The sequence below is a fragment of the Levilactobacillus suantsaiihabitans genome (assembly GCF_004745505.1).
In the GTDB taxonomy this organism is placed as follows: domain Bacteria; phylum Bacillota; class Bacilli; order Lactobacillales; family Lactobacillaceae; genus Levilactobacillus; species Levilactobacillus suantsaiihabitans.
This window is the reverse complement of the sequence record NZ_RKLX01000020.1, coordinates 1-24,439: the sequence shown is the minus strand read 5'-3', so window position 1 is coordinate 24,439 and position 24,439 is coordinate 1. Positions and strand designations below refer to the sequence as shown.

Genomic DNA, 24,439 nt, shown 5'->3' with positions numbered 1-24,439 from the left:
CGGTAACATGAATGGTAACAGGAGGGGGAGATTACGATGCGAAGCCTGTTGAAATGGGGTTGGGGAACCCTACTCATCTTTAGTGTGCTCTTGGCCGGTTGCGCAGCCGTTGATGGCCAGCATTCCGTGGCCCACAGTCGCGTCAAGACGCAGAAAATGATTCGTTTGGACCGAAAAAAAGCGGCCGCGGCCCGCAAAAAGACGCAGGCCAAAAAGACCAAGACCCGCCGGCGGACACACCAGGCCGGCTACGCCACACCGACGCTCTTTATGCACGGGTTTGGCGGCAATGCTGGGTCAACGAATAACTTGATCGATAGCGCTCAGGCAGACGGCTACGCGACCCGGACGCTGCTGGCGACGGTCACGCCCAACGGTCACGTCAACTGGAGCGGCACTTGGCCTAAAGGCACCCGCCATCCAGAGATTCAAATCGTCTTTCGCGATAACCGCAACCGCAATTACCACCAAGACGCACGCTGGCTCAAGCGCATTATCAAGCAGCTGCACCGACGCTACGGCATCACGACTTTCAACTACGTCGGCCATTCCATGGGCAACACGGATATCATGATGTACGAAACGCTCTTCGGTCAGCGCAAGCGTCTGCCGCAACTACAGAAGTACGTGGCAATCGCCCCACCCATGCTGGGTAATATTGTCATGAACCCCTGGTCAGTCCACACCACCAACGCGGCTAACGGACGGCCAAGCCACTTCTCACCGACCTTCCGCCAATTGGTCGATCACCGACGAAATATTCCGAATAATCAGCTCCAGGTCCTCAGTATCTACGGCGACCTGGGCGACGGTGCCAACACGGACGGCACCATTTCCGTCGCCTCGGCCCGCTCGCTTAAGTTCCTCCTTGCCAATCGGGCCAAATCCTTCAAGGAAATCGAGCTCACCGGTCAAGACGCCGCCCACGGCGCCCTACCGCGGCGGAACCCTGAAGTGGTACAGGATATGGAAACATTTTTGTGGGGATAGTTTAGAGATATAGGAAAAGACCCACCTGGCCTTGATTTGGCTGGTGGGTCTTTTCTTATGCATCTTAGTTTTTGGAGAGATGTGGCGGCAGCTTGGGAATACCCCCACACTTGTGGGGAATACTGAAAGCCCGACCATTCTATACTGGAGTATTTGGGGTCACCCCCACACCTGTGGGGAATACCGCAATCCATCGAAGAAGGCGGGAGCTTCGGCGGGATCACCCCCACACCTGTGGGGAATACTCATCGGCGACCTTGACGGCAAAGTCGATGCTGGGATCACCCCCACACCTGTGGGGAATACTTAAAGACCATGGCGTTAAATGGTTCCCAGAGGGGATCACCCCCACACCTGTGGGGAATACGGCTCGTTTCTTTACCTTGTCTTTTATCACGCGGGATCACCCCCACACCTGTGGGGAATACGTACAAACAATGACATTCATGGAACTATCACGAGGATCACCCCCACACCTGTGGGGAATACACTTACCAAACGCCGTCACACCGGGATTGTGAAAATGAAAAAACTCGTTTTTCATTTAACTTGGTTTTAGCATACACTAGCAAATCAGCTTTAGCAATTCATTTTTTAGCTGCATTTTAGCCGTAACAAAAAGGCCAGTTGGAATTCCAAATCAAATTCCAACTGGCCTTCCTTATTTCCGCTGCCGCAAACTCCGATCCGGATGCTGGCCGATGAACAGTGGTACCCGTTCCTCGACGACATCGCTGAAGGCTAGGCCGTACCAACGCTGGGGCGACAAAGAAATACGTTGCAACAGTAGTCGACCGCCAATTAATAAGCGGTCTAACACCGGCAAGTCCTCCTGAGCGCCTAGATCTTGGAACTGCTGATTCAACATGACGAACTTGAAGTTCCCAACTCTTCGTCCCGGGATGCTGGAGTAGCGTGGCGTCTGGTCATCCAGCGCTCCCGCCTTCAACAGATCATTCACAATTTGCCGCAAGTACACGTTTAATCTTTGGGGTTTCTTGAATCCCAGGTACAGTTGGACGTCCATGACACTGCGCGCCAGCTGTTGCACGGTATAAGTACATTCATAAGGCGTGTCCGTTTCGTTGACCGTCACGAACCAGTAGACCTTGGCGCGCTTGGGCTGTTGATCCAAGATTGAATAGACCGTCGCCCGTTTGACAGCGTAGTCCGCGCCCACGTAGCCGATGTACACCAGATTCGTGGCGAACGGTGGCACCTGGTCGTCTTGGCTCAACGCCGCCAACTGGGGCACGAAATCCAAAAGCGAGACATTTTCCGTGTTAGCCAGATGGGCATCTCGCCGCAGGTTGCCGACGTGCCAGAAGACCATGACCGTCAGAATCGCCAGCGTGAGCAGGACCGTGACGTAGCCGCCGTGGACAAATTTGGCCAGACTGGCGAGCAGAAACAGGCTCTCCAACAGGCCAAATGCCGTGACGTAAACGTCGGCCAAGACCTGATGGCCGCGCTGCTGAAGAAACGCGCGCAACAATAACGTCGTCATCAGCATGGTGATGGTAATGGCCAGGCCATACGCCGCCTCCATGTGCGTCGAGGTCCGGAAGTACCATACGATCGACAGCGTGATGCCACACAACAGCCAATTGACGGCGCCAACGTACAGCTGACTCTTGACGCTACCGGGAAATTTGATCCGCAACCGTGGCAACAATTTCAGCCCAATGGCCTCGTGGACCAGCGTGTAGGAACCGGTGATCAACGCCTGAGAGGCAATGATGGCCGCAATCGTGGCAATCACGATGGCAAACATCCGCCAGTGCACGGGCACCATGGCGTAAAAGGGATTGACCGGTCGCGTCAAGGCCGCCCCGTGACGAATGACCCAAGCCCCCTGACCCAGATAACTCAGCATTAACATGGCGTAGACAAACGGCCAGGTCCCATAAATATTTCGTTTGCCGACCTGCCCCATATCCGAATAAAGGGCCTCGGCCCCGGTCGTTGCCAAAAAAATGCTCCCTAAAATAAAAATCCCCTGGTGATTGGCCGGACTCACCAAGAAGCTGACCGCGTAGACCGGCGATAACGCCCGTAACATGGCCGGCGCGTGCAACAGATTACTGAGACCGACCAGCCCGATAAACGTGAACCAAATTAACATCAACGGGCCAAACGACCAGCCAATCATCTGCGTACCGAATCGTTGAATCAAGAACAGCACCAGTAAGATACCGGTCACGACCAATAGGACCCAGCCCTGCGTCGTGCTAAAGTGCAGTGGTCCGATGGCTTGACCCTTTAAGCCTTCAATCGCCGAGGTGACGGTCACGGCTGGTGTCAGCGTGCCGTCCGCTAAGATGGCGGCCCCACCGATCAGGGCTGGCATAATCAACCACTTCGCCCGGTTACGGACCAACGCATACAACGCGAAAATGCCGCCCTCGGCGCGGTTGTCCGCCCGCATGGCCAACAGAATATATTTGACCGTCGTAATCAACATCAACGTCCAAAAAATCAGCGAGATACTGCCCAACATCATGGGAGTCAGCTCGGCCGATTTTTGTGGGCCAGCCGCATCGATAATGGCATTCATCACATAGAGCGGTGAGGTCCCAATGTCGCCGTAAACGATGCCTAGGGTGATGAGCATCCCCAGTCCTGATAGCGTTCGTGTCGTGGTTTTCATGGCTTGAGCCCCCTTTGATTCTGCGACCCATGATAGTCGCTTTCGGCCGTCCTGCCAACGAATACGCCGTGATTCAGTAAGTCATTAACCGAATTAATGGGTAATACGATAGTTCTAGGCGAACACGCTGGTTATCTGGTATCATCAAGGGTAACTTAGGGGGGACGAACATGGACAATCAGTTGGGGACCATTTTAAAGGAAACGCGCCTGCAGCAGCACCTGTCACAACAGGCAGTGGCCACAGGAATTTGTGCGCAGTCAATGCTGTCGGCAATTGAAAACGGGCAGACAATGCCCAATGCCAAATTGTTGATCCACCTGTGCCAGCGACTGCAGATCAGTCTCAACGACATCACGTTGGCCGCAGACTTTGCCGTCAGTGGCCGGGACAATTTTAATGCGCACGTCAGCACGCTGTGTCGGCAACACGAGTATCGCCAATTACGCGACTACCTCAACGGTGAAGCCGTGCTCTCTGCCATCGAAACGGCCGACCAAACGCAGGCGTATTACTATTACCTGGGCGTCACCGACTATCAATTGGGGAGCCTGACCGCCGCTCAACAAAACTTCCGCTTGGCTTTGGCCAGCGCAGCCACGAAACGGCCCACCGCATTAACGCGGCTGTGTTACGGCTCACTGGGGCTAGTGGCCGCCCAAGAAACGCAACGCCAAACGGCCACGACCGCGATTCAAGCAGCCCTGGCCTATCTGGATGAAACACCCTACGAGGAAAATCTCAACTGTCTGTTTTACCTAGCCGCCTTCGCTCACGAAAAGCTCGGTGACTCAGCAATTGCGGCCACCTACCTGAATCAGGGCATCGCCTTTGCCAGCGAGCACAACTCCCACTACATGCTAGCCAACGATTATCACTTGCTCGCGATTTTAAGCACGCAAGTCGAAACGGCCACGACCCCGCTGATGGCCAAACAATACGAGACCATGTTAACGACCCTCTTTCACGAAAAGGTCTATGACGACGAGGCCTAAGAAATCAGGTGGTGCCGGGCTTCTAGCAGGCCAAATAGCAACAGACTACCACCCAACCACACCGCCCCCATCCCTTGATTTAACGTTTGGCCGCTCACTTGACCGGCCGTACGGGTGAGTTGGTAAAAGGCCAGGCCAAAGACCCGGAGATCCATAACCGACGCCCGGCCCATATGCATCCAGGCATTGGCCGACGAAATGATGATCGATAATAAACCGGCGGTGACCACCAAACTGATCAGCCCTTCCAGGCTCCAACGACGCAGATTTACCTTTACCATCACGATGACCCCCTCTTTTGGCGCTAATTCTAGCACAGGCCGTTGCCAGGCATGCGGTGGGTGAGCATGTTCAGTCGTTGGCTTAACTAAAATCAGCTCAAAAAAATCACGCGCCATTCTTTTGCATGTGCGCGTGATTTTTTAGCTTTGAACAGCTTGAATCAATTAACGGATTTCTCTGAGCCAGCGTACTGGCCTTTCTTAAACGCTGATCATTAACTTAGTAGAAAACATTTCTTGAAATTTCAACAGTCGATGCCGCTTTTCTACATCAATTTCTCGCCAAAAAGTTCTATGCTATCTGACGCGCTTCCATGAATGATAGAATGTTCCGCCGTTAACATTTTTCATCACGCGAACTTTCTTTCCTTTGATCCGTTTTGTGGTCAAGTAATTAAAGTCGGCATCATCTTGATTGGCTGAATAAAATCCAAAAATTGCTTTCTGATGCTTGCCAACTTTCAGCTTGTCATGCAAAACAAAGAGTTGCTTGTTTTGCAAATGCCGGGTCTTTTTCCAAGCTTCTGAACGCTTGTCCTTTTGATACCAGGTAACAGCATGTTTTCTAATGATGAGTTTTTCATAATGCACATAGGGTCTACGACTATACCAGATTCCTCGCGACTTTACTGGCGTTGCCCGTGTGTAATTCATGCGTCTGGCATTGGCTGTCGACAGCATTGATAGCCCAATTACTGTCCCCACCAACAAACTCATTATCAGCAAAAGACTCTGTTTAATTCGCTTTGACATTCCGCTTCTCTCCTTTTCAGCGATACATTTTTAATCGGCTACCAATAGTAACCAGAGTTAGTATACAAAATGGGGGTGCCATAGTCTGTCACTTTGACTGTAATTAGGGTAAAAACGTCAATTTTTTCGCACAAAAAAAACCAACCACCGAAGTGATTGGCCTTTAAAGTGCAAACTAGTTGCGACGGCGTTCTGGGATCCGCGCTGCCTTACCGTTAAGTTCACGGAGGTAGTAGAGCTTAGCACGACGTACACGACCTTGACGAATAACGTCAATCTTAGCAACACGTGGGGAGTGTAATGGGAAGATCCGTTCCACACCGACACCGTTACTGATCTTACGTACCGTGTAAGTTGCTTGGATGCCAGCACCCTTACGCTTGATAACGACACCTTCGAACAACTGGATACGTTCGCGGGTACCTTCGACAATCCGGGCGTGAACCCGAACAGTGTCTCCGGCACGGAAGTCTGGTACATCGTCCCGTAATTGTTCTTGGTTGATCTTAGCAATTAAATTGTTTTGGCGCATAATCTATTCTATCCTTTCGCCAACATTCATTCTCAGATTCGACAGCGGAATGTTGTTTCTGTGGCTAAACAGCCAAAAGTAAGTGTACCATATCTAAAAATGCCTGTAAAGGTTATTTTCTTGACTCCTGTTCAGCGGCCTGGCGTTCCTCTTCTTCGATCCGCACGTCGGCCAATAAATGCTTCTGTTGAGCGGTCAATTTGTGATGGTCAATCAGGTCTGGACGCCGCAAGTAAGTCCGCCGCAGCGCCTCTTTTTGCCGCCACTCATCGATCTTGCCGTGGTTGCCGCTGATCAAGACATCTGGCACCTTCATCCCCCGGAACTCGGCTGGCCGCGTGTATTGCGGGTATTCCAGCAGTCCCGACGAGAACGAATCGCCCGGTGCCGACTCCGCGTTGCCCAAGACCCCGGGCAAGAGCCGCACCGTCGCATCGATCATCACCATAGACGCCAATTCGCCGCCCGTTAAGACGAAGTCGCCCAAGGAGACCTCATCCGTCACCAGCGTCCGAATCCGCTCGTCATAGCCCTCATAATGGCCACACAGGAAGGTCAGATGTTCTTCGTGGGCAAATTCCTCGGCGACGTGCTGATCAAAAGTCACCCCAGCGGGATCCAACAAGATGACCCGACCCTTAGGCAACCCCTCTGCGGCGGCCTGTTCTTCGGTGGCCTTGAGCGCATCGAAAATGGGTTGTGGCTGTAACAGCATCCCCGCGCCCCCGCCAAAGGGATAGTCGTCCACGTTGCCGTGTTTGTTGGTCGAGTAATCGCGGAAATTAGTCACGGGCATGGTCAGATGTCCATTTTCAATGGCTTTACCGACGATCGAGTCGTGCATCGGCCCGGAAAACATATCGGGAAATAAACTTAACACATCGATTCGCATTACTCGAGTCCCTCCATTAATTCGACCGTGACCTGACCGGCGTCCAAATCAACCTTTTTGACCACGTCATCGATCTTCGGCAGCAGCAAGTCGTCCTTGCCCGGCCGCGCCACGACCCACACGTCATTGGCCCCCGGCGACAAGATCTCCTTGATTTCGCCCAATTTTTCACCATCGACCGTCACGACCTGTAAGCCCACGATTTGGTGGTAGTAATATTCTCCCGGTTGTAGGTCGCTAGCTGCCAATTCGTTATCCGTGACCTTGAGCGTGCTTTGCTTGTAGATCTCCACGTCGTTGATCGACGGCTTGTCCACGAAGCCCAACAGGTAAAAATTCTTGTGTTTGCGCATCGTAGCGACCGTCAGCTGCGTTGGCTGGGTCTGGCCCTTTTGAAAGGCATACAGCGTGGAACCGACCGCAAAGCGACTCTCGGGAAAGTCCGTGGTCGCAATGACGCGGACCTCGCCTTTAATGCCGTGGGTGTTGACGATGGTACCGACCGTATAATAAGCCATCTTGGTGCCTCCTTTTGTCATCGTAATTTATTTAAGATTTCGTATTTAGTGATAACAAAAAACTCGAGGAAACGTTGCCGCCTCACTCGAGTTTCTTTGCTGGGCGGTCATCAATGATGAGCCGGACCCGTTTGTTGCCTTGCACACGCACGCTATAGACAATCGTCCGGATAGCCTGTGCGACACGGCCTTGTTTACCGATCACCCGTCCGACGTCATCGGGGTGAACGGCTAACCGATATTCGTAGAAGCGCTCCGTTTCGACCGGTGTAACCACCAAATCGTCGGGATGCTCCACGAGGGGGCTAACAATCGCTAGAATTAATGCCTTAAAATCGGTCATTGCTAATCACTACTTTTTAGTGTACTTAGCTTCGTGGTATTGCTTCATGATCCCTGCGTTAGAGAGCAAAGTCTTAACCGTATCTGAAGGTTGAGCACCATTGTTCAACCAGTTCAAGATAGATTCTTCCTTTAACGTCACTTGGGCAGGTTGGGTAACTGGGTTGTAGGTCCCAACTTGTTCGATGAACCGACCATCACGAGGGCTCCGTGAATCGGCAACCACGACCCGGTAGAATGGGCGCTTCTTAGAACCCATCCGCTTTAAACGAATCTTAACTGACATGTAGACACCTCCTGTATTTCTTTCAACGTGTAATAATATACCAGTTTCTGGATATGATGTAAAGGGTTTTTTCTTTACACCTTGAAATTATTCAAAATTCCGTTGCAACCAGGCAATATCGTTCGGCGTTAATGACTGCCGATGTGCCCCGATCCACGCCTGCACCGCCACATAATCCGTAAAGTCAACGGCGCTGTCAGCCACCCCCGCCGCCTGCAGGTCCAAAGCGAATTTAAGATCCGCAATCGTCATCGGCGCCTGAAACAACGGGTTTTCTGCTGCGCGTGCGGCCCACTCGTCGGTCAAAATGGCCCGGGCGTTGCGAAAGGCCGCATCTTGTTTGAGTAATGATCGTAATTCACTGGGTGTTAAGGTCATCTACGAGTCCTCCTTAAAGCTTGCCACTGCGGATCTGTCGTTAGGCTCACGACGGTCCCCGGCGCGTCGACCACGGAAAATTCGGTCACGGGACTAGTCAGTAGCCACACCACCGTCACCGGCAACGTGGCTTGGACGCGCTTCTCGCCGTAGCCATCCGTCAAGATCACGACCAACGGCTGGTCGCTGCCTGCCAGTAGCCGGGGGAGCCGGTCAAATACCGCCTGGAATCGCGTACCCCCACCACCCGTGCGTGAGAGGTGCTGAGGCCGCTTCTCCAGGCGAAAACTGGCCGCCTCATCCACGGTCGTATCAAACGGGTAAACGGTCACCTGCGCCGGATAAACGGCCAATAACGTGGCCATTTGCCCCAACAGATAGCTGATTTCTTGATTACCCATCGAACCCGACTCATCAACAAAAACCGCCACGCGTTGCCAGGTCCGCACGATGTTGCCGGGAAGCTCCATGCGCACGGGCTGGCGGCGGTTGAAGCGGCCATAAGCGGCTTGTCGACCAGCCGGCACCTGACCGAGACCGCGCTTTAACACCGCCCGCCAGTCGAGCATCGGGCGCGCCATGACCGGCTGTAAGGCGGCCTGCACGTGCCCCGGTAACGTCCCGCGTTGCTTGGCAGATAACGTTGACGCCACGGTTTGAAAGAGTTGGGTCCGCCACTGCTCGCGCGTCTCCGCGGCCGCGTCGGTGGCTGTTTGCCAGCCCACATGACCATCGGCTACAGGCGCGGTGTCAACACTGGCGGGACCCCCTGGTGCCAGTGACTGATCGGTCGCGTCCTGTTGTGCCTGCCAGCGACGCAATTGTCGCAAATAGACCGCCGAATCCTGGCGCGGGGCCACGGGTGCTTTTAACAACTCGCCTAGTCGCCGACTGGTCACGGCATTGTGCGGCAAATCGGTCAAATAGTCATTGACGGCCGCATCCGTCGCCCAACGGACCAAGCCCGCCTGCGCTGCGGTCTGCACGGCCGTCGCATAGCGTTGCGGGTGACGCCACAGCAGGTGTAAGACCGTGTGGCGTAACATGGCCAAAAACTGCGAGCCCGTCCAATCGGTCTGGGCCAAGGCTTGGGGTTGGACTTGCAGTTGCCACTCACGCGCCGTCGGGACCAGTCCCAGTGGGGCGCGTTGTCGCGGCGCCGTGACCGTCACATTCAATCGACTGAGGACGTGGCCGTAAAACGGGTCGTGCTGCAACAGATACAACACGCTATGGCGATACAGCGTTTGGGCCAGTTGCGGCTGGTCCGTGGTTCCCGCTTGCCGCAAGCGCTCAAGGTCACCTGTCAAACTGGTCATGGGCTACACCTCGATTTCACTACTACGTTTGCCGATCAGGGTCAACTGCTGATACAGCTGCGCCACGGCCAGCCGCTCGGCTTGCACTGCGTCTAAGTCCTCTAAAACGTGCGCCTGATCGGCCAGGCGTTGGGCAATCGCAAACTGACCGTCCGGCGGGCAAACCGCCAACAGCTCACCGAACCGCGCGGCCGTGGTAGCCGTGGTCAGCGGCCAATCTTCGGCTGCCAGGCAATTTTGTAAAATCGTCTGCTGCTGGGCGGGCGTTAAGGCCCGAAACGTCGTGACAGCGTCTGGAGCACTGAAGGCCTGTTCCACCGTGAGTCCTGGGTGTTGGCGTAAGAGGGCACTCGCAAATGCGCTCCCCACGCTCACGCCCAAATTACCCTGCATCAAAGCGGTCACCACCGCCGTTTGGCCCCACAGCTGTTGGCGGGTCAATTCGCGGATTGCCCGCGAGACCCGTTCCCAGGCCCGTGGCGTCGGCTGGAGGTCATCATCCACGGCGTTGGCCGTCGCCGTGACCTGTAAATCGTCCGGATGGTCGCGCAGATACGTCGTGACCAGTGGGTCGATCCGGGGATGTCCATCCACGGTCGCCGTCGCCCAGGTCAACCAAGTCGGCGTATCGGCCTGCAAGATCAGACGGGTCGTCCGATCGGCAATGGCCGCATCCCCCGGGGTCACCCCGTAATGGCTCTGTTCAAATCCGGCCATGGTGGCGTCCGGATTTTCTGCCAGAATCAAGTGCACCTGCGGCGGGAGCGTCAACGTATTGATTTGTCGTTGCAAAACCAGGTTCATCAGCTCGCTTTGCACGGCCTGGGTGCCCCGGTTGAATTCGTCTAGAAACCAAATGATCTCTTGATCCGGATGGGCTTCGGCATAGCGCACCATCGCCACCAACGTATGGGAATAGCCAAACTGCACGTCGGCCAGTGAGCCGTACTGGGCCGTTTGGACAAACGAATCGCTGGTCAACGGCGGCACTGGAATGACCAGGTCACCTTTTTCGACCAGACTGACCACGGTCGTGAATAGCTTGGCTTGCCGACGCTGTGCCAATTCGGCGACCAGCGCGGACTTGCCAATGCCGGCTTCCCCCACGATGGTGGGCACAGCGCCACTGGCCAGGACCACCTCAGTCGCCTGTAAACACGCTTGATACGTTAGTGCCATGCACGATTCCTCCTTTTTGCCTAATAAGAAAGAGCTTGGACAAGACATCCAAACTCTTGTTCACTAACTTCAGATAGTCGAAACGTGCGCCAAAGGGCAACCGCCCTTTGTCCCACTCTTAGCTCGCAAGTTAGTCTTATTTTAACATGCGACGCTGGAAGAATTTAACAATTTCCACAATGACGATCATCATCAGTGATGCCGCCAAGACGATGCCCCATTGGAACGCGTCCAAATGAGCCACGTGGAACATGCTGTTTAAGCCAGGGACCAGGATCGTCATTGCCAGTAAGGCAAAGGCAATCAGGATGGCCCAGTTGAAGAATTTATTCTTAAATAAGCCAACGGTAAAGATCGACCCGTGAATCGACTTGGAGTTAAAGGCGTGGAACAACTGAATCAGTCCCAGCGTCGCAAACGCCATGGTCAAGGCATCGGCGTGCATCAAGCTACTGGTGGTGTGCACGGGGTACGTGATGGCCAGCCAGTAGACGAACAGGGTAATGCCCCCTTCCAGCAGACCTTGGTAGATGATGCCGCCCAAGACACCGCCGGAAAAGAAGTTCGACTGCCGCCCCCGTGGTGGTTGTTTCATGATGTTACGTTCCATAGGCTCAACCCCCAGCGCAATTGCTGGTAAGGTATCAGTCACCAGGTTGATCCATAAGATGTGGACTGGCGCCAAGATCTGCCACCCCAGCATGGTCATCATGAACAGCGTGAGGACTTCCCCCAGGTTGGCGGACAACAGGTACTGGATGGCCTTTTGGATGTTGGCAAAGACCTTCCGTCCCTCTTCAACGGCTACCACGATGGTGGAGAAGTTATCATCGGCTAAGACCATATCACTGGCCCCCTTGGAGACCTCGGTCCCGGTGATTCCCATACCAATACCGATATCGGCGGCCTTGAGGGCGGGGGCATCGTTGACCCCGTCGCCGGTCATGGCCACGACCTTCCCGCGTTTTTGCCAAGCGTTGACGATACGGACCTTGTGCTCGGGAGCGACCCGGGCGTAAACGGCGTAATCACTGACCTTCTTGGCAAATGTGGCGTCGTCCATGGCATCCAGTTCAGCCCCGGTAATGACCGAAGCCGTCTCACCCTTCTCAATGATACCCAGTCGTGCCGCAATGGCCGCCGCCGTATCCCGGTGGTCCCCGGTGATCATCATTGGCCGAATCCCGGCAGACTTAGCATCCGCCACGGCCTGGGCTACTTCCGGCCGTTCGGGGTCGATCATCCCGACCATCCCGGCCAAGATCAGGTCATTTTCCACAGCCTGACTGGTCATATTGCTAGGCACTTGGTCTACGATGCGGTAGGCAAACGCCAAGACCCGCAACGCCTGCACGGCCATGTCGTGGTTGGTGGTTAAAATCTCTTGGCGGTCGTTATCGCTTAACGGGACCACCCCATCGGCTTGCGCCAGACGGGTGACGCGCTTAAGCAGTTCGTCCGGCGCCCCCTTCACGGCGATCAGGAAACGACCGTCGGCTAATGGGTGGACCGTAGACATCAACTTCCGTTCGGAATCAAACGGAATCTCAGCGACTCGGGGCATAGCCGTCAGCGTCTGTTCGACCGGATATTGCCGGTCCAACTGGTACTGGACCAGCGCCGTTTCGGTCGGGTCACCGGCCAAGCCGTCTGGGGTCACCTTGGTATCGTTACTCAAAATCATGACCTGCGCTAAGCGATTCTCTGGGTCAAAATCAACCGTGTGGGCGTCGACCAGTTGCAGGTTCTGGTACACCTTTTCCACAGTCATCTTGTTTTGCGTCAACGTCCCGGTCTTATCCGAGGCGATGATGTCGGTACTGCCCAGCGTTTCCACGGCCGGCAACTTGCGGACGATGGCGTGACGCTTAGCCATCCGTTGGGTTCCCAGCGCCAGGGTAATGGTCACGATGGCGGGCAGGCCTTCTGGAATGGCCGCCACGGCCAAGGAAATCGCCGTTAACAGCATGTCGATCAGACTCTCGGCCTGCCGCCACATGCCCATCCCAAAGACGATGGCCGCAATCACGAGAATTAAAATGGTCAACGACTTGCCTAATTGCGTCAAGTTGGCCTGCAGTGGCGTGGTCGTCTCGTCAGCGGCTTCGATCATGCCAGCAATGCGCCCGACCTCCGTTTGCATCCCCGTGGCCACCACGACCCCGGTTGCCCGACCATAAGTGACGTTGGAATTCATAAAGGCCATGTTGTGGCGGTCCCCAATCGGCAGGTCGCTGCCGGTCAGGGTCCCCGCCGCCTTTTCAACCGGCACGGATTCCCCGGTCAACGCGGACTCTTCGACCTTCAGTGAGGCCACGTCGATCAGCCGCAAGTCGGCGGGGATAATGTCACCGGCCTCTAATAAGACGATGTCCCCCACGACCAACTCGTCGCTCTTGACTGTCATGACCTGACCGTCCCGGCGAATCGTGGCGTTGGGCGCCGACATTTCCTTTAAGGCATTGATGGCTTCTTCGGCCTTGGCCTCCTGAAAGACCCCGAAGACGGCGTTTAAGACCACCACGATCAAGATGATCACAGCGTCGACAACTTCTCCGGTCAGCCCGGCAATCAAAGCGGCGACCAGTAAAACGATGATCATAAAATCCTTGAACTGGGCAATGAACTTTTGCAGCAACGAGGTCGTCTTTTGTTGATTCAAAGCGTTGCGTCCGTTTTGGGCGAGGCGTTCTTGAGCAGTCGCCGCACTCAATCCCTGTTCCCCCGTCTGCAACTGTTGATACAGCGCCTCGACGGTTTCCTGATAAAACGGTAATTTGGCCATTGATGCTTTCCTCCTATGATGTGCCGTGTAGCCCATCTTCAACCATTCAGGGTCAAAAAAGAGACTTACGCGTGCACACAAATAATTGTGCTCACACATAAGTCTCACTATTTAAGACAATCCCGGATTGACCCCACCAACGGGTCAAAAGCATCTTGCTGACGGGTATTGCCGCAGAAACGTTCTGCTAGTTACTCCCTTATGGTTGCTTTAGGGGTAGTATACCGGATAAATTGCGCGGCGTCTACCCAAAAGCCATCAAAAAGTTAATGGTATTAGTAAGTTTTTGCTAAACTCACAAGTGGGGGGATAACGGGAAGCTAACCGGTTCAACTATTTAATCGCCTGCCGTTCTTCAGCACGGACAGAGCCGTAAACGCACAAAGGCCAGGGTAGACGACTCCCAGACCTTTGCGTTTCACCTTAAAATGGCTGAAGCGTGCGCCAAAAGGCAGCCGGTTTCGCTTAAGCCTGATAACCAAACCATCCAAGACCAGGATTATTCGGTTATCAGCTCTAATGTTCGCCGGCTACCCGCCTTTTAGCCCACTCCTTTTGACGACTACCGCCGCTTCTTGCGCTTTAGACGCTTCTTTTTATTCTTCTTCATTTGCCGCGTCATCCGGTTCATGGCCATCTTTTGCATCCGACCACCGATACCGCCACCCATGCCAGCGTTGCCCATGAGTTGCTCCATGCCGGACATGTTGCCCTTGGAGACTTGGTTCATCATCTTCTTCATCTGGTTGAACTGCTTGATCATACGGTTCACTTCATGAATCGGCCGCCCGGAACCAGCCGCAATGCGTCGCCGCCGTGAAGGATTCAACACATCGGGATTGGTCCGTTCCTGGGGGGTCATCGAGTACACGACGGCCTTCAAGTGGTTCATATCCTTGGGGTCGACCTGGGCGTTCTTCAACGCCGGATTATTGGCCATCCCCGGGATCATCTTCATCAATTCATCCATGGGCCCCATCTTTTGAATCTGTTCGATCTGGTCCAAGAAGTCGTTGAAGTCAAAGGAATTTTCCTGGATCTTTTCGGTCAATTCCTTGGCTTGCTTCTCGTCGTATTCCTTTTGAGTCTTTTCGATCAGGGAGAGCATGTCACCCATCCCCAGGATCCGTGACGCCATCCGGTCAGGGTGGAAGACGTCCAAATCGGTCATCTTTTCGCCTTGCCCGATGAACTTGATGGGTTTACCAGTGACGGAACGAATCGACAAAGCGGCCCCACCACGGGTATCGCCATCCAACTTGGTCAAAACGACCCCGGTCACGTCAAGCTTGCCGTTGAACCCTTCGGCGGTGGCCACGGCGTTTTGCCCAGTCATGGCATCGACCGTCAAAAGGATTTCGTCGGGGTGGGCCAGTTCTTTGATGTTCGCCAGTTCATCCATCAACTGTTCGTCGATCTGCAGGCGCCCGGCGGTATCAATGATGACATAATCGTTGTGGTCCTTTTCCGCTTGGGCTAACCCTTGGCGAACAATTTCCACGGGATCCACATCGGTCCCCAGCTGAAAGACAGGAACGTCAATGCCGGCAGCCACTTGGACCAATTGGTCGATGGCGGCTGGCCGGTAAACGTCGCCCGCAATCATTAAGGGGCGCGCGTTTTCTTCATTTTTTAACTTCAAGGCCAATTTACCGGCCGTCGTCGTTTTCCCGGCCCCTTGGAGCCCGACCATCATGATGATCGTCGGAATCTTAGCGGACTTGTTGAGCGGAACGGCTTCGTCCCCCATGGTCTTGGTCAGCTCTTCATCAACGATCTTGACGATTTGTTGAGCGGGGTTCAACCCTTCTAAAACGTCGGCGCCCATTGCGCGGTCACGGACCTGCTTGACAAAGTCCTTGACCACCGTAAAGTTAACGTCGGCTTCCAGTAAGGCGAGTCGAATCTCTCGCATCGTTTCGCGCAGGTCACTTTCGGAGACTTTTCCTTTGCCCCGAAGCTTGCGCATTGCGTTTTGTAGTCGTTCAGTTAATCCTTCAAACGCCATTCGTATTGCCACCTAACTTTCATTGTTCTTCTAGATTTTCGAGTCCCGCAACCAAGCGATTTAACTTGGCATCCTGCGGGTAATTGGCCGCCACGTAGGCCTGAATTTCATCAGCCTGTGCGTTGCGGGCCGTAAATTCTTGATAGAGATGCAACTTGGCTTCATAATCTTCCAGAATCTTTTCCGTGCGGCGGAGGTTGTCGTAAACGGCCTGCCGACTCACGTTAAATTCCTCCGCAATTTCACCTAAGGAATAGTCATCACCGTAGTACAGCTGCATATAATTATTCTGTTTTGCGGTCAGTAGCGGCTGGTAGAACGCAAATAAGGAATTAATCCGATAATTTTTTTCAATTTCCATTGCGAGTCCTCCAGTTCATGTCACACTCTACCAGAATACCGATTTTTCGCGGTTTCGTCAATTTTTTTCGCTGATTTTACCGGTAAACGGGAAATCGGTTGGCATAGTGCTTGCCGGCCACCTGCGTGCGCTAGAAGCGGTATCCGCCACATCAATGAAAAAAGCGACCACCCGCCAATAACCGCGTTGGTCGCTTCCCCTAAAAGATTAAGCCTTTTTCTCTAAAGCATTCACATCAATTAAGCCCTTGAACAACCCGTAAACGAATTCGTTCGGGTCAAATGGCCGGAGATCTGAAATTTGTTCGCCCAGACCGATGAACTTCACCGGCACGTGGAGCTCATTGCGAATGGCCAGGACGATCCCCCCACGAGCGGTCCCGTCCAGCTTGGTCAAGACGATCCCGGTGACGTCCGTGGACTCCTTAAACAACTTGGCTTGCGTCAAGGCGTTTTGTCCGGTCGTCGCATCCAAGACCAACAGGACTTCATGCGGCGCATCCGGAATCTCGCGTGTGATGATCCGTTTCATCTTTTCCAACTCATTCATCAGGTTGACCTTGTTTTGGAGCCGGCCGGCCGTATCGACGAAGAGAATGTCGTAGTCTTCTTTTTTCGCCTTTTGCACGGCGTCAAAGACTACCGCGGCCGGATCCGATTGCGGCTTACCGGTCACAATGTCCACGTCGGCGCGCTTGGCCCAGACGTCCAGTTGCTCGGTCGCTCCGGCTCTGAACGTGTCGGCAGCGGCCAGCAGGACCTTCTTGCCCGCCTGATGGTAACGGTTGGCCATTTTCCCAATGGTCGTGGTCTTGCCGACACCGTTGACCCCAACGAACAGGATCACGGTTGGGCCGGTAGTAGCCATGTTCAACGCGGTGCTTTCGTTATTGCCGGCTTCGTCGTAGATCTCAACCAGCTTTTCGACCACCACGTTTTGCACGTCCGCGGACTTCTTGGCGTTTTGCAGCTTGACCTCGTCGCGCAACTCGTCACTGAGTTTCACGGCCATGTCAAAGCCCACGTCGGCGCCGATCAGCGTTTCTTCCAAATCATCGAAGAAGCTCTCATCCACGTGCCGGAAGTTCGCCAGCAAGGCGTTTAACTTCTGTCCAAACGTGGTCCGGGTCTTCTCCAACCCCTTGTCGTAGAGTTGCTCATCCGTCTTTTCTGCCGGAGCAGCCGGTGTGTCGGCTGAGTCTTCAACTGGTGCTGCCGAGCTAGGTGCAACCGGCGTTGCCTCAGCGGCAGACGTTGCGGCCGCGCTAGACGGTACAGCTTCCGGGGCGACACTGGTCGGTGCCACCGAAGCAGCGGGTTCTGTAGCCGCGCTGGCAGCTGCCGAACTCACCGGCGCCGCACTCTTCTCGGTAACCGGTGCTTCACTGGCGACCGAGGCTGGCGTGGCTTCCGGAGCCACAGCGGCTGCTTCACTGGTTGCTGCCTCGCTGGTTACCGGGGCCACAGAGGCCGCCGTACTCTTTTCAGCAACCGGTGCTTCTGCGGCAGACGATGGCGCGGCACTTGAAGTTGGCGCTACCGGGGCCTGTGACGGGGCCGCACTGGCAACTGATTGGGCGCCGGATTCCGGTGCAGCGCTACTGGCAGCACTGCTAGTAGTCGCTTCTTCAGCGGCCGCGCTACTAGCCGGCGCCGTGCTAGTCGGTTCCTTTTTGGCTCGCCGACGAAAAATATCAAATAATCCCATTAGGATTGCTTCCTTTCCTGAGTGGTTTCTTGGTCCAAATCAACGGCGACCATTTTTGAGACGCCGGATTCTTGCATCGTGACGCCGTAAAGGATATCGGCCTGGACCATGGTTTCCTTGCGGTGGGTAATCACGATAAATTGGGTCTGATCTTGGAACTGGTGGATGTAGCGGGCAAACCGGGTCACGTTGGCCGGGTCGAGCGCCGCTTCCACCTCATCTAAAATACAGAATGGTACGGGTTGGACCTGTAAGATGGCAAACAACAGCGTGATGGCCGTCAATGCCCGTTCGCCCCCGGAAAGTAAGCCCATGTTTTGGAACTTCTTACCCGGTGGCTGGGCCATGATGTCCACGCCAGTCGTCAACAGATCGTGCGGATCGGTCAACACCAGTTCGGCCTTACCGCCGCCAAACATCTGCTTGAACGTGGCGGTGAATTTCGCTGCGACCTGATCGAAGCTGTCCTTGAACCGCCGTTTGACCTGACCATCGAGTTCGGTCATGGTGGTCGTCAACTGCTCCTTAGCCGTGACCAGGTCGTCGCGTTGCTGGGTCAAGAAGTCATAGCGTTCCTTGACCTCGCGATACTCGTCGATGGCGTTCACGTTGACCGCCCCAATCTCGTCTAAGCCCTTCTTCAAGAGCTTCAACTGCACGGCCAGTTCGTCAGCCGGCAAATCACTGACGTCTTGTTCTGCGGCCGCTAAGCTCAACTGATACTTCTCAGCCAACTGGTTTTGCTGCTGATCGATCAACGCGGCCAAGCGGGTCTGTTGGACCTGGGCGGCCTGGAAATCGTCGTTGGCCAGCTGCAATAACCCGCTGGTTCGTTGATTAGCCGTTTCGGCTTGGGCCAACTGATCATTGACCGTGGTCAACTGTTCATCGGTCGCCGTCAACGTGGTTTGGACCTGTTGCCGGTCGGATTGCGCCTGAGCCAACTGTTGCTTGGCCGCAGCCGGCGTCAGGGCCGTTTGTTGGGTCAAGGCGGCCAACTGGTCGGAAACGGTCGTGACCTGCTGTTGACCGGCAGTAATGTCCGTCTGCAGGCCCGCTACCGTGGCTTGGTGTTGCTGATGACGTTCCTTGGCACCGGCCAGCCACGTTTGCTTAGCCGTCAGGGCCGCCTGTTTTTGCGACTGCTCCGCCGTGACCATACTGATCTTTTGTTGTAAATCAGCGATGGCCTGTTCCGTGTCGGTAACTTGGGCCTCCCCCGTCTTGATCTGCTGGGCCAAATGACTGCTTTGGTCGTCGGCATCGCTGGCCTGGGCCTGCTGGATTTCGAGTTCAGCGGCCTTGACCTGCCGATTGGCCTGCTCCAGCGTCGTCTTGGCGCCGGCCAGTTGGTCGTCTAATTGTCGACATTTTGGCTGTAATTCATTGATGGTGCTCTGCAACTGTTGACTCTTTTGCTCGCTAGCCGACAGAGCCGCCCGTTGTGCCTTGATCTTGGCTTCCTGAGCGGTCAAGGACTGCTGCATCTGGGCAATGTTGGCCTGCAATTGCTGGAGCTCTTGTTGCTGACGGAGCACGCTACTGTGGTTCTGGCGCGTTTGTCCCCCGGTGATGGCCCCGCTAGCGCTGACCACGTCGCCGGCCAGGCTCACGACCCGGTAGCGGTGGTGGATGCGCTGGCTGATGGCCACGGCCGTCTCCAGGTTCGCCGCAAAGAGCGTGGTCCCTAAGAGATGGCCTAAAATCGGCGTGGCGGCTGAATCGATTTTGACCAGCTCACTCCCGACTCCTAAGAAACCGGCCAGGCTACGGACCTGTTGCAACGTTTGGTGGTCCACTTGCCGACCGCGGATCGTGCTTAACGGCAGGAAGGTCGCCCGCCCAGCACGGTGTTCGCGCAAATAGCCGACCGCGGCCTTGGCCGTGGTTTCATCATCGACCACGACCTGTTGTAGTTGGCCACCCAAGGCGTATTCCACCGCGGTGGTGTAGCGTTCGGGTACCGTCAGCAGTTCGGAGACCGCCCCGAGTAAGCCCCGGAAATGGTCACGCTGCTTCAAGATGGCCCGCACGCCTTGATAGAACCCCCCGTATTCGGCAGAAGACGCCTGTTGACTGGCCGCCTTGGTCTGCGCCCGTTGGTAGACCTCAAGGGCCGCTTGCCAATTGTGCTGCAAGGTTTGGTACTGGCGCTGGTGTTGTTGGTACGCGCCGGCCTCGGTATCGAGGGCCTGTTCGGCTTGGTTCAGGGCCGTCTTTTGGGTCGTGGCTTGCTGAGCCAATTTTGCGACGGTTTGTTGGGCCGTTTGTGCCTGTTTCTGCAGTGTGGCCAATTGTTCGGCGACACGCTTGCCTTGTTGCTGCAGGCGCTCTTGGTTCTGCTGTAAATATTGGCGTTGATTGCGCCAGTTAGCGACGGCCTGCTTCTGGTCAAAATAAGTGGCCCGCTGGTCTTCCAACTGTTGGCGCAGAGCCGCAATCGTCTGCGGATCCGTGGCGGCCGTCAGTTCTTTGGCTTCGCGTTTGGCCGTCTTCATCGCCGCGGCCAGTTCATCCACGGATGCCTGGGCCTGCGCCAAGGCGTCCTGGTTGGCCGTCAGTTGCGTCTTGAGTGCCGCCAATTGGTCTTGAAGCTGTTGGCGTTGTTCGTCTTGGTGTTTCTGTTGTTCGCCGGACAAGTTGACCTGCCCTTGACGCTGCTCGACTTGTTGCGTGGCCTGAACCAATTGATCTTGCAGGTCATCTTTTTGGGCCAGTAACTCGGTCTGTTGGCGTTTTAAGGCCATGACTGTCTTGGTCTGGTCCTTTTCGGCCGCTTGATGCTGGGCCACCTGTTGTTGCTTGGCGGTGACCTGCTCGTCAGCCGTTTGCTTCTGCGTCATTTCAGTGTGGAGCTGGCGGACCAATTGCGTCCGGTCCAACCGGGCAAATTTTTGCTGCTGATCCAAATAATCTTGTGCCAGGTTGCTCTGCTCTTCTAGCGGTTGCACGCGGCCTTCCAGCTCCGCGATGATGTCTTCGACCCGGTGGAGATACGCCATGGTGTCGTCCAGCTCACGTTGGGCCTTTTCCTTGTGCTTGCGGTACTTGTAAACGCCAGCGACTTCCTCAATGATATTGCGCCGGTCTTCGGGCTTACTGTTGAAAATGGCCTCGACGCGCCCCTGTGAAATGATGGAGAAGGAGTCTTGCCCCATCCCCGAATCCATCAGGAGTTCCGTAATATCCTTGAGTCGGCAACTCTGCCCGTTCAGCTGGTAATCCGAATCACCCGACCGGTAGAGAATCCTGCTAATGGTCAGCTCCGTGTAGTCGCTTTTTAAATAATGATCACTGTTATCCAGCGTGATCGACACGGCTGCCCGATTCAACGGGTGCCGGTCGGCCGAACCCGCAAAGATCACGTCGGGCATCTTACTGCCCCGCAGACTTTTGGCAGATTGTTCCCCCAAGACCCACCGAACGGCTTCGGAAATGTTACTCTTACCGCTCCCATTTGGGCCGACGATGCCAGTCATCCCCGGCAAAAAGTCAATCCGGGTTTTATCCGCAAAGGACTTGAACCCGCTAATTTCTAATGTCTTTAACCGCATCGTTAGTCATCCTTACTCTTCTTTCAAATTCGCCAACGCGTGGCGCGCGGCATTTTGTTCCGCGTGTTTCTTCGAGTGGCCGTGGCCCTCGCCCAATAGCTTGTCATCCACGTAGACGGCAACCTTGAAGGCCCGGTCATTGTCGGGACCCTCTTCGTCGAGCAGCCGGTAGTCAATGTCGACCGGTCCGTTTTGTTGGATCAATTCCTGCAGCTCCGTCTTGTGGTCAAAGAATTCGTCAAAGCGGCCCTCATCTAGCTTAGGGAAGACGACCTTGGTGACGAACGAAACGACTTTATCCAAGCCTTGATCCATGTACAAGGCCCCGATGAATGACTCAAAGATGTCACACAACAATGAGTCTCGTTGGCGGGCTTGCGCCTTTTCTTCGCCCTTGCCCAAGCGAATGTACTTGTCAAAATGGCATTCGCGAGCAAAACTGGCAAAGCTCTGTTCATTGACCATAGCGGCCCGCAGCCGCGTCAACCGGCCCTGCGGCATCTTGGGATAACGCCGGAAAATGTAGTTAGACACGACCAACTGCATCACGGCATCCCCTAAGAATTCGATGCGCTCGTAAAATTTCAACCCCTGATTGGGATGTTCGTTCACGTACGAAGCTTGGGTAAACGCTTCGTCTAACAACGATTGATCTTTAAAATGAATATCAAAATTTTCTGCTAACTCTTGATTTAATCCAACAATCACGCGCTAATTCCCTCATTTCTGCTCTAATCTACTTGATAACTTGCAAACTTTCTCGTCTGATTTTAGACACACAGACCTATTATACCTGAACCCGACCCAATCCACGTCAAAATGCGGCAAAATTTTCACTTCATTGGGTGGGGTAAAGCGTGAAAGAGCCCGGGACGTAGTAATCGACGGCCCGGACTCGCTCAGTGGTTATTTTTCTTGGTTTTGGTGAGCGTCGATGTAATCAACGACTTCGCCAATCGTGTTCAGCTTTTCAGCGTCTTCATCGGAAATCTCAGCGCCAAACGTGTCTTCCAGTTCCAACACAAATTCCACGAAATCAATGGAGTCGGCGTCCAGGTCCTGTTTGAAGTTCAGTTGGTCGTTGATGGCGTCGCGGTCCGTTTCAAACCGGTCGGCGATGATGTCCGCAATTTTGTCAAAAATTTCTGCTTTTGTCATTGTAATCCCTCACTCACAGTATTCAATAAGTAGTCTAACCGTTTTGCCAGTCCTTGTCTAGCCCATTATGCGCGTGGACCCCAGGTTGAAGATTTTACGCAAATTCATTATAGCCGGCTACTTCAGAGATTCCTTCAGGGTCGCCATCTGGTCGCCGTGTTCGGCAAAATACGTGACTAACTGGTCGGCACTCTTGCTGGCGAGCAATTCGCGAATCTGACCAATCGTGTTTTTCACGGTCGGTGCCTTGGTCGATCCGTGTGTCTTGACCACGGGCGCCTTCAAGCCCAGTAAGACCGCGCCACCGTACTGTGAGTAATCCATGGCGCTTTGGACATTTTTGAAGACGGGTTTTAAGAGCCCGGCCCCCAGCTTACCCCCGAGGCCGCCACTCATGATCTCGCCCTTGATCAGCTTCAACATGGACAGCGCCGTGCCCTCAATGGCCTTGAGCGTAGCGTTACCGGTAAAGCCATCGGTCACCACCACGTCGGCGGCCCCATTTAACAGTTCACGCGATTCAACATTACCGACAAAATTGATTTCGTCCATCGCTGACAAGGCGTCGTGAATGGCCCGGTGCGCCTTGTCACCCTTGTCGGCCTCGGTCCCGTTGTTCAAAAGGCCGACGCGCGGATTTGACACGTGCATCACGGATTGGGCGTAATACTGCCCCATGATGGCGTACTGGACCACGTTAAAGGGCTTGGTGTCGGCGTTAGCGCCCACGTCTAACATGACGAAGCTGGATTGGTCCGGCTTGCGCAAGACGGGCAACGTCGTGGTCAAGCCGGGCCGATCGATGCCCTTGATGCGACCAACGATCAACAATCCCGCGGCCAACACCGCCCCGGTATTGCCGGCCGAAAAGAAGGCGTCGGCTTGGCCCTCGCGTACGGCCGTGGCAGCCAGTACGATGCTGGATTGTTTCTTGCGACGAACGGCTCGCACCGGTTCATCTTCCATGGCGATGACTTCTGGTGCGGAGATCAATTCAATGCGCGTGCTATCCTGCAGCAGGGGCTTGACTTGTTCTTCTTGACCATAGAGTAAAAATTCCAGGTCCGGGTAAGCATCCCGGGCCAATTCGATGCCCTTAACGATTTCTGCGGGGGCGTAATCGCCACCCATTGCGTCTACGGCAATTTTCATGAGTACCCTTCCTTTGCATCACGTCTACGTGCTCAGACGGTATTTTTGGTTTACTTATTTTTTTAAATGGCTGACGGGATTGGTTGGACTGGTCGCCTTACCGTCCGCTAAATATGAGCCGGTTCGCTGTGGGCGGACGGGGCGAGCCGAAGAGCGGTCTCGCCACCTCGCTTTGAGCCGAAGTTCGCGTCTCAAAGACGCCAGTTTTCTAAGCGGCTCTGCCGCTAAGAAAACTCCCACGGCTGAGCTCATATTTAGCGGACTCACGGCTACGATGGTGGTTCAACCGCTACAACGGTTAAAAATAACCACCCAGATACATCACCACTGACGGCACATAGCCGTGTACCACTTCAACCGTGAGTGACATAGAACTGGGACCTTTATGCCGTAGTCTTCGGCTCAGTAACAAGCTGGCAAGTTGGTGTCTTTGAGACGTGTTTTTCGGCTCAAAGCAAGGTCCGAGACCGCTTTTTGGCTTGTACTGGCCCCTGTCAAGTTGTCATTCGAAATAATATAAAATGGACGTTTACCCTAAGCGGCTTCATTCCAGTATTCTACTGGGGTGAGGCCGTTTCTTTCTGGGGAACGATCCAAGT

At 54.6% G+C, this 24,439-nt stretch carries 21 protein-coding genes and 1 CRISPR repeat array; of the genes, 2 read left to right on the top strand and 19 right to left on the bottom strand.

Going from position 1 to position 24,439, the window contains the following annotated elements; genetic code table 11:
* Positions 1-36: 36 nt before the first annotated feature.
* A complete protein-coding gene (locus tag EGT51_RS10385; RefSeq protein ID WP_135368639.1) occupies positions 37-990 on the top strand; it encodes an alpha/beta hydrolase in 954 nt (317 codons plus the stop codon).
* A gap of 98 nt (positions 991-1,088) precedes the next feature.
* Positions 1,089-1,479: a CRISPR direct-repeat array (repeat unit 25 nt; unit sequence TCACCCCCACACCTGTGGGGAATAC).
* Positions 1,480-1,651: 172 nt separating this feature from the next.
* On the opposite strand, the gene EGT51_RS10380 is transcribed toward EGT51_RS10385, so the two are convergent.
* Positions 1,652-3,640 carry a KUP/HAK/KT family potassium transporter gene (locus EGT51_RS10380; protein ID WP_135368638.1) on the bottom strand — a complete coding sequence of 663 codons (1,989 nt, stop codon included), beginning with the start codon at positions 3,638-3,640 and terminating at the stop codon, positions 1,652-1,654.
* Between the two features lie 170 nt (positions 3,641-3,810).
* Between EGT51_RS10380 and EGT51_RS10375 the strand changes: the two genes are divergently transcribed.
* Complete coding sequence (locus tag EGT51_RS10375) at positions 3,811-4,635, top strand: helix-turn-helix domain-containing protein (protein WP_135368637.1); 825 nt, start codon at positions 3,811-3,813, stop codon at positions 4,633-4,635.
* Here EGT51_RS10375 and EGT51_RS10370 read toward each other — a convergent pair.
* From EGT51_RS10370 to plsX, 18 genes are all read right to left on the bottom strand, one after another.
* Positions 4,632-4,916 (bottom strand): LlsX family protein, encoded by a 285-nt coding sequence (locus EGT51_RS10370; protein ID WP_135368636.1) that lies wholly within the window; start codon positions 4,914-4,916, stop codon positions 4,632-4,634. The two genes, EGT51_RS10375 and EGT51_RS10370, sit on opposite strands and share 4 nt — an antisense overlap.
* Positions 4,917-5,213: 297 nt before the next feature.
* Positions 5,214-5,669, bottom strand: coding sequence for a hypothetical protein (locus tag EGT51_RS10365; RefSeq protein ID WP_135368635.1), 456 nt, complete (start codon positions 5,667-5,669; stop codon positions 5,214-5,216).
* 175 nt (positions 5,670-5,844) lie between these two features.
* Positions 5,845-6,201: a 50S ribosomal protein L19 gene (gene rplS, locus EGT51_RS10360; RefSeq protein ID WP_048736156.1), complete on the bottom strand. Its 357-nt coding sequence runs from the start codon at positions 6,199-6,201 to the stop codon at positions 5,845-5,847.
* A 112-nt stretch (positions 6,202-6,313) separates the two neighbouring features.
* Complete coding sequence (trmD, locus tag EGT51_RS10355) at positions 6,314-7,093, bottom strand: tRNA (guanosine(37)-N1)-methyltransferase TrmD (protein WP_135368634.1); 780 nt, start codon at positions 7,091-7,093, stop codon at positions 6,314-6,316.
* Positions 7,093-7,611, bottom strand: coding sequence for a ribosome maturation factor RimM (gene rimM, locus EGT51_RS10350; protein ID WP_135368633.1), 519 nt, complete (start codon positions 7,609-7,611; stop codon positions 7,093-7,095). The genes trmD and rimM overlap by 1 nt, the downstream gene beginning before the upstream one ends.
* An 82-nt stretch (positions 7,612-7,693) precedes the next feature.
* Entirely contained in the window at positions 7,694-7,954 is a 261-nt protein-coding gene (locus tag EGT51_RS10345; RefSeq protein WP_135368632.1) for a KH domain-containing protein, read from the bottom strand.
* A gap of 9 nt (positions 7,955-7,963) precedes the next feature.
* On the bottom strand, positions 7,964-8,239 hold the full coding sequence (gene rpsP, locus EGT51_RS10340; protein ID WP_024525325.1) for a 30S ribosomal protein S16: 276 nt from the start codon (positions 8,237-8,239) through the stop codon (positions 7,964-7,966).
* Between the two features lie 87 nt (positions 8,240-8,326).
* Positions 8,327-8,617 (bottom strand): hypothetical protein, encoded by a 291-nt coding sequence (locus tag EGT51_RS10335; protein WP_135368631.1) that lies wholly within the window; start codon positions 8,615-8,617, stop codon positions 8,327-8,329.
* Positions 8,614-9,936: a vWA domain-containing protein gene (locus tag EGT51_RS10330; protein WP_135368630.1), complete on the bottom strand. Its 1,323-nt coding sequence runs from the start codon at positions 9,934-9,936 to the stop codon at positions 8,614-8,616. The genes EGT51_RS10335 and EGT51_RS10330 overlap by 4 nt, the downstream gene beginning before the upstream one ends.
* A 3-nt stretch (positions 9,937-9,939) precedes the next feature.
* On the bottom strand, positions 9,940-11,115 hold the full coding sequence (locus EGT51_RS10325; protein WP_135368629.1) for an AAA family ATPase: 1,176 nt from the start codon (positions 11,113-11,115) through the stop codon (positions 9,940-9,942).
* 136 nt (positions 11,116-11,251) lie between these two features.
* A complete protein-coding gene (locus tag EGT51_RS10320; protein WP_135368628.1) occupies positions 11,252-13,900 on the bottom strand; it encodes a cation-translocating P-type ATPase in 2,649 nt (882 codons plus the stop codon).
* A 562-nt stretch (positions 13,901-14,462) separates the two neighbouring features.
* Positions 14,463-15,908 (bottom strand): signal recognition particle protein, encoded by a 1,446-nt coding sequence (ffh, locus tag EGT51_RS10315; protein ID WP_135368627.1) that lies wholly within the window; start codon positions 15,906-15,908, stop codon positions 14,463-14,465.
* A 19-nt stretch (positions 15,909-15,927) separates the two neighbouring features.
* A complete protein-coding gene (locus EGT51_RS10310; protein ID WP_125575166.1) occupies positions 15,928-16,269 on the bottom strand; it encodes a putative DNA-binding protein in 342 nt (113 codons plus the stop codon).
* 207 nt (positions 16,270-16,476) lie between these two features.
* On the bottom strand, positions 16,477-17,976 hold the full coding sequence (ftsY, locus tag EGT51_RS10305) for a signal recognition particle-docking protein FtsY (RefSeq protein WP_135368626.1): 1,500 nt from the start codon (positions 17,974-17,976) through the stop codon (positions 16,477-16,479).
* Positions 17,976-21,530, bottom strand: a complete 3,555-nt coding sequence (gene smc / locus EGT51_RS10300; protein ID WP_135368625.1) for a chromosome segregation protein SMC — start codon at positions 21,528-21,530, stop codon at positions 17,976-17,978. The genes ftsY and smc overlap by 1 nt, the downstream gene beginning before the upstream one ends.
* Before the next feature lie 12 nt (positions 21,531-21,542).
* Positions 21,543-22,238 (bottom strand): ribonuclease III, encoded by a 696-nt coding sequence (rnc, locus tag EGT51_RS10295; RefSeq protein WP_135368624.1) that lies wholly within the window; start codon positions 22,236-22,238, stop codon positions 21,543-21,545.
* A gap of 198 nt (positions 22,239-22,436) precedes the next feature.
* A complete protein-coding gene (gene acpP, locus EGT51_RS10290; RefSeq protein WP_125575170.1) occupies positions 22,437-22,688 on the bottom strand; it encodes an acyl carrier protein in 252 nt (83 codons plus the stop codon).
* A gap of 117 nt (positions 22,689-22,805) precedes the next feature.
* Positions 22,806-23,840 (bottom strand): phosphate acyltransferase PlsX, encoded by a 1,035-nt coding sequence (gene plsX / locus EGT51_RS10285; RefSeq protein WP_135368623.1) that lies wholly within the window; start codon positions 23,838-23,840, stop codon positions 22,806-22,808.
* Between the last annotated feature and the right edge of the window lie 599 nt (positions 23,841-24,439).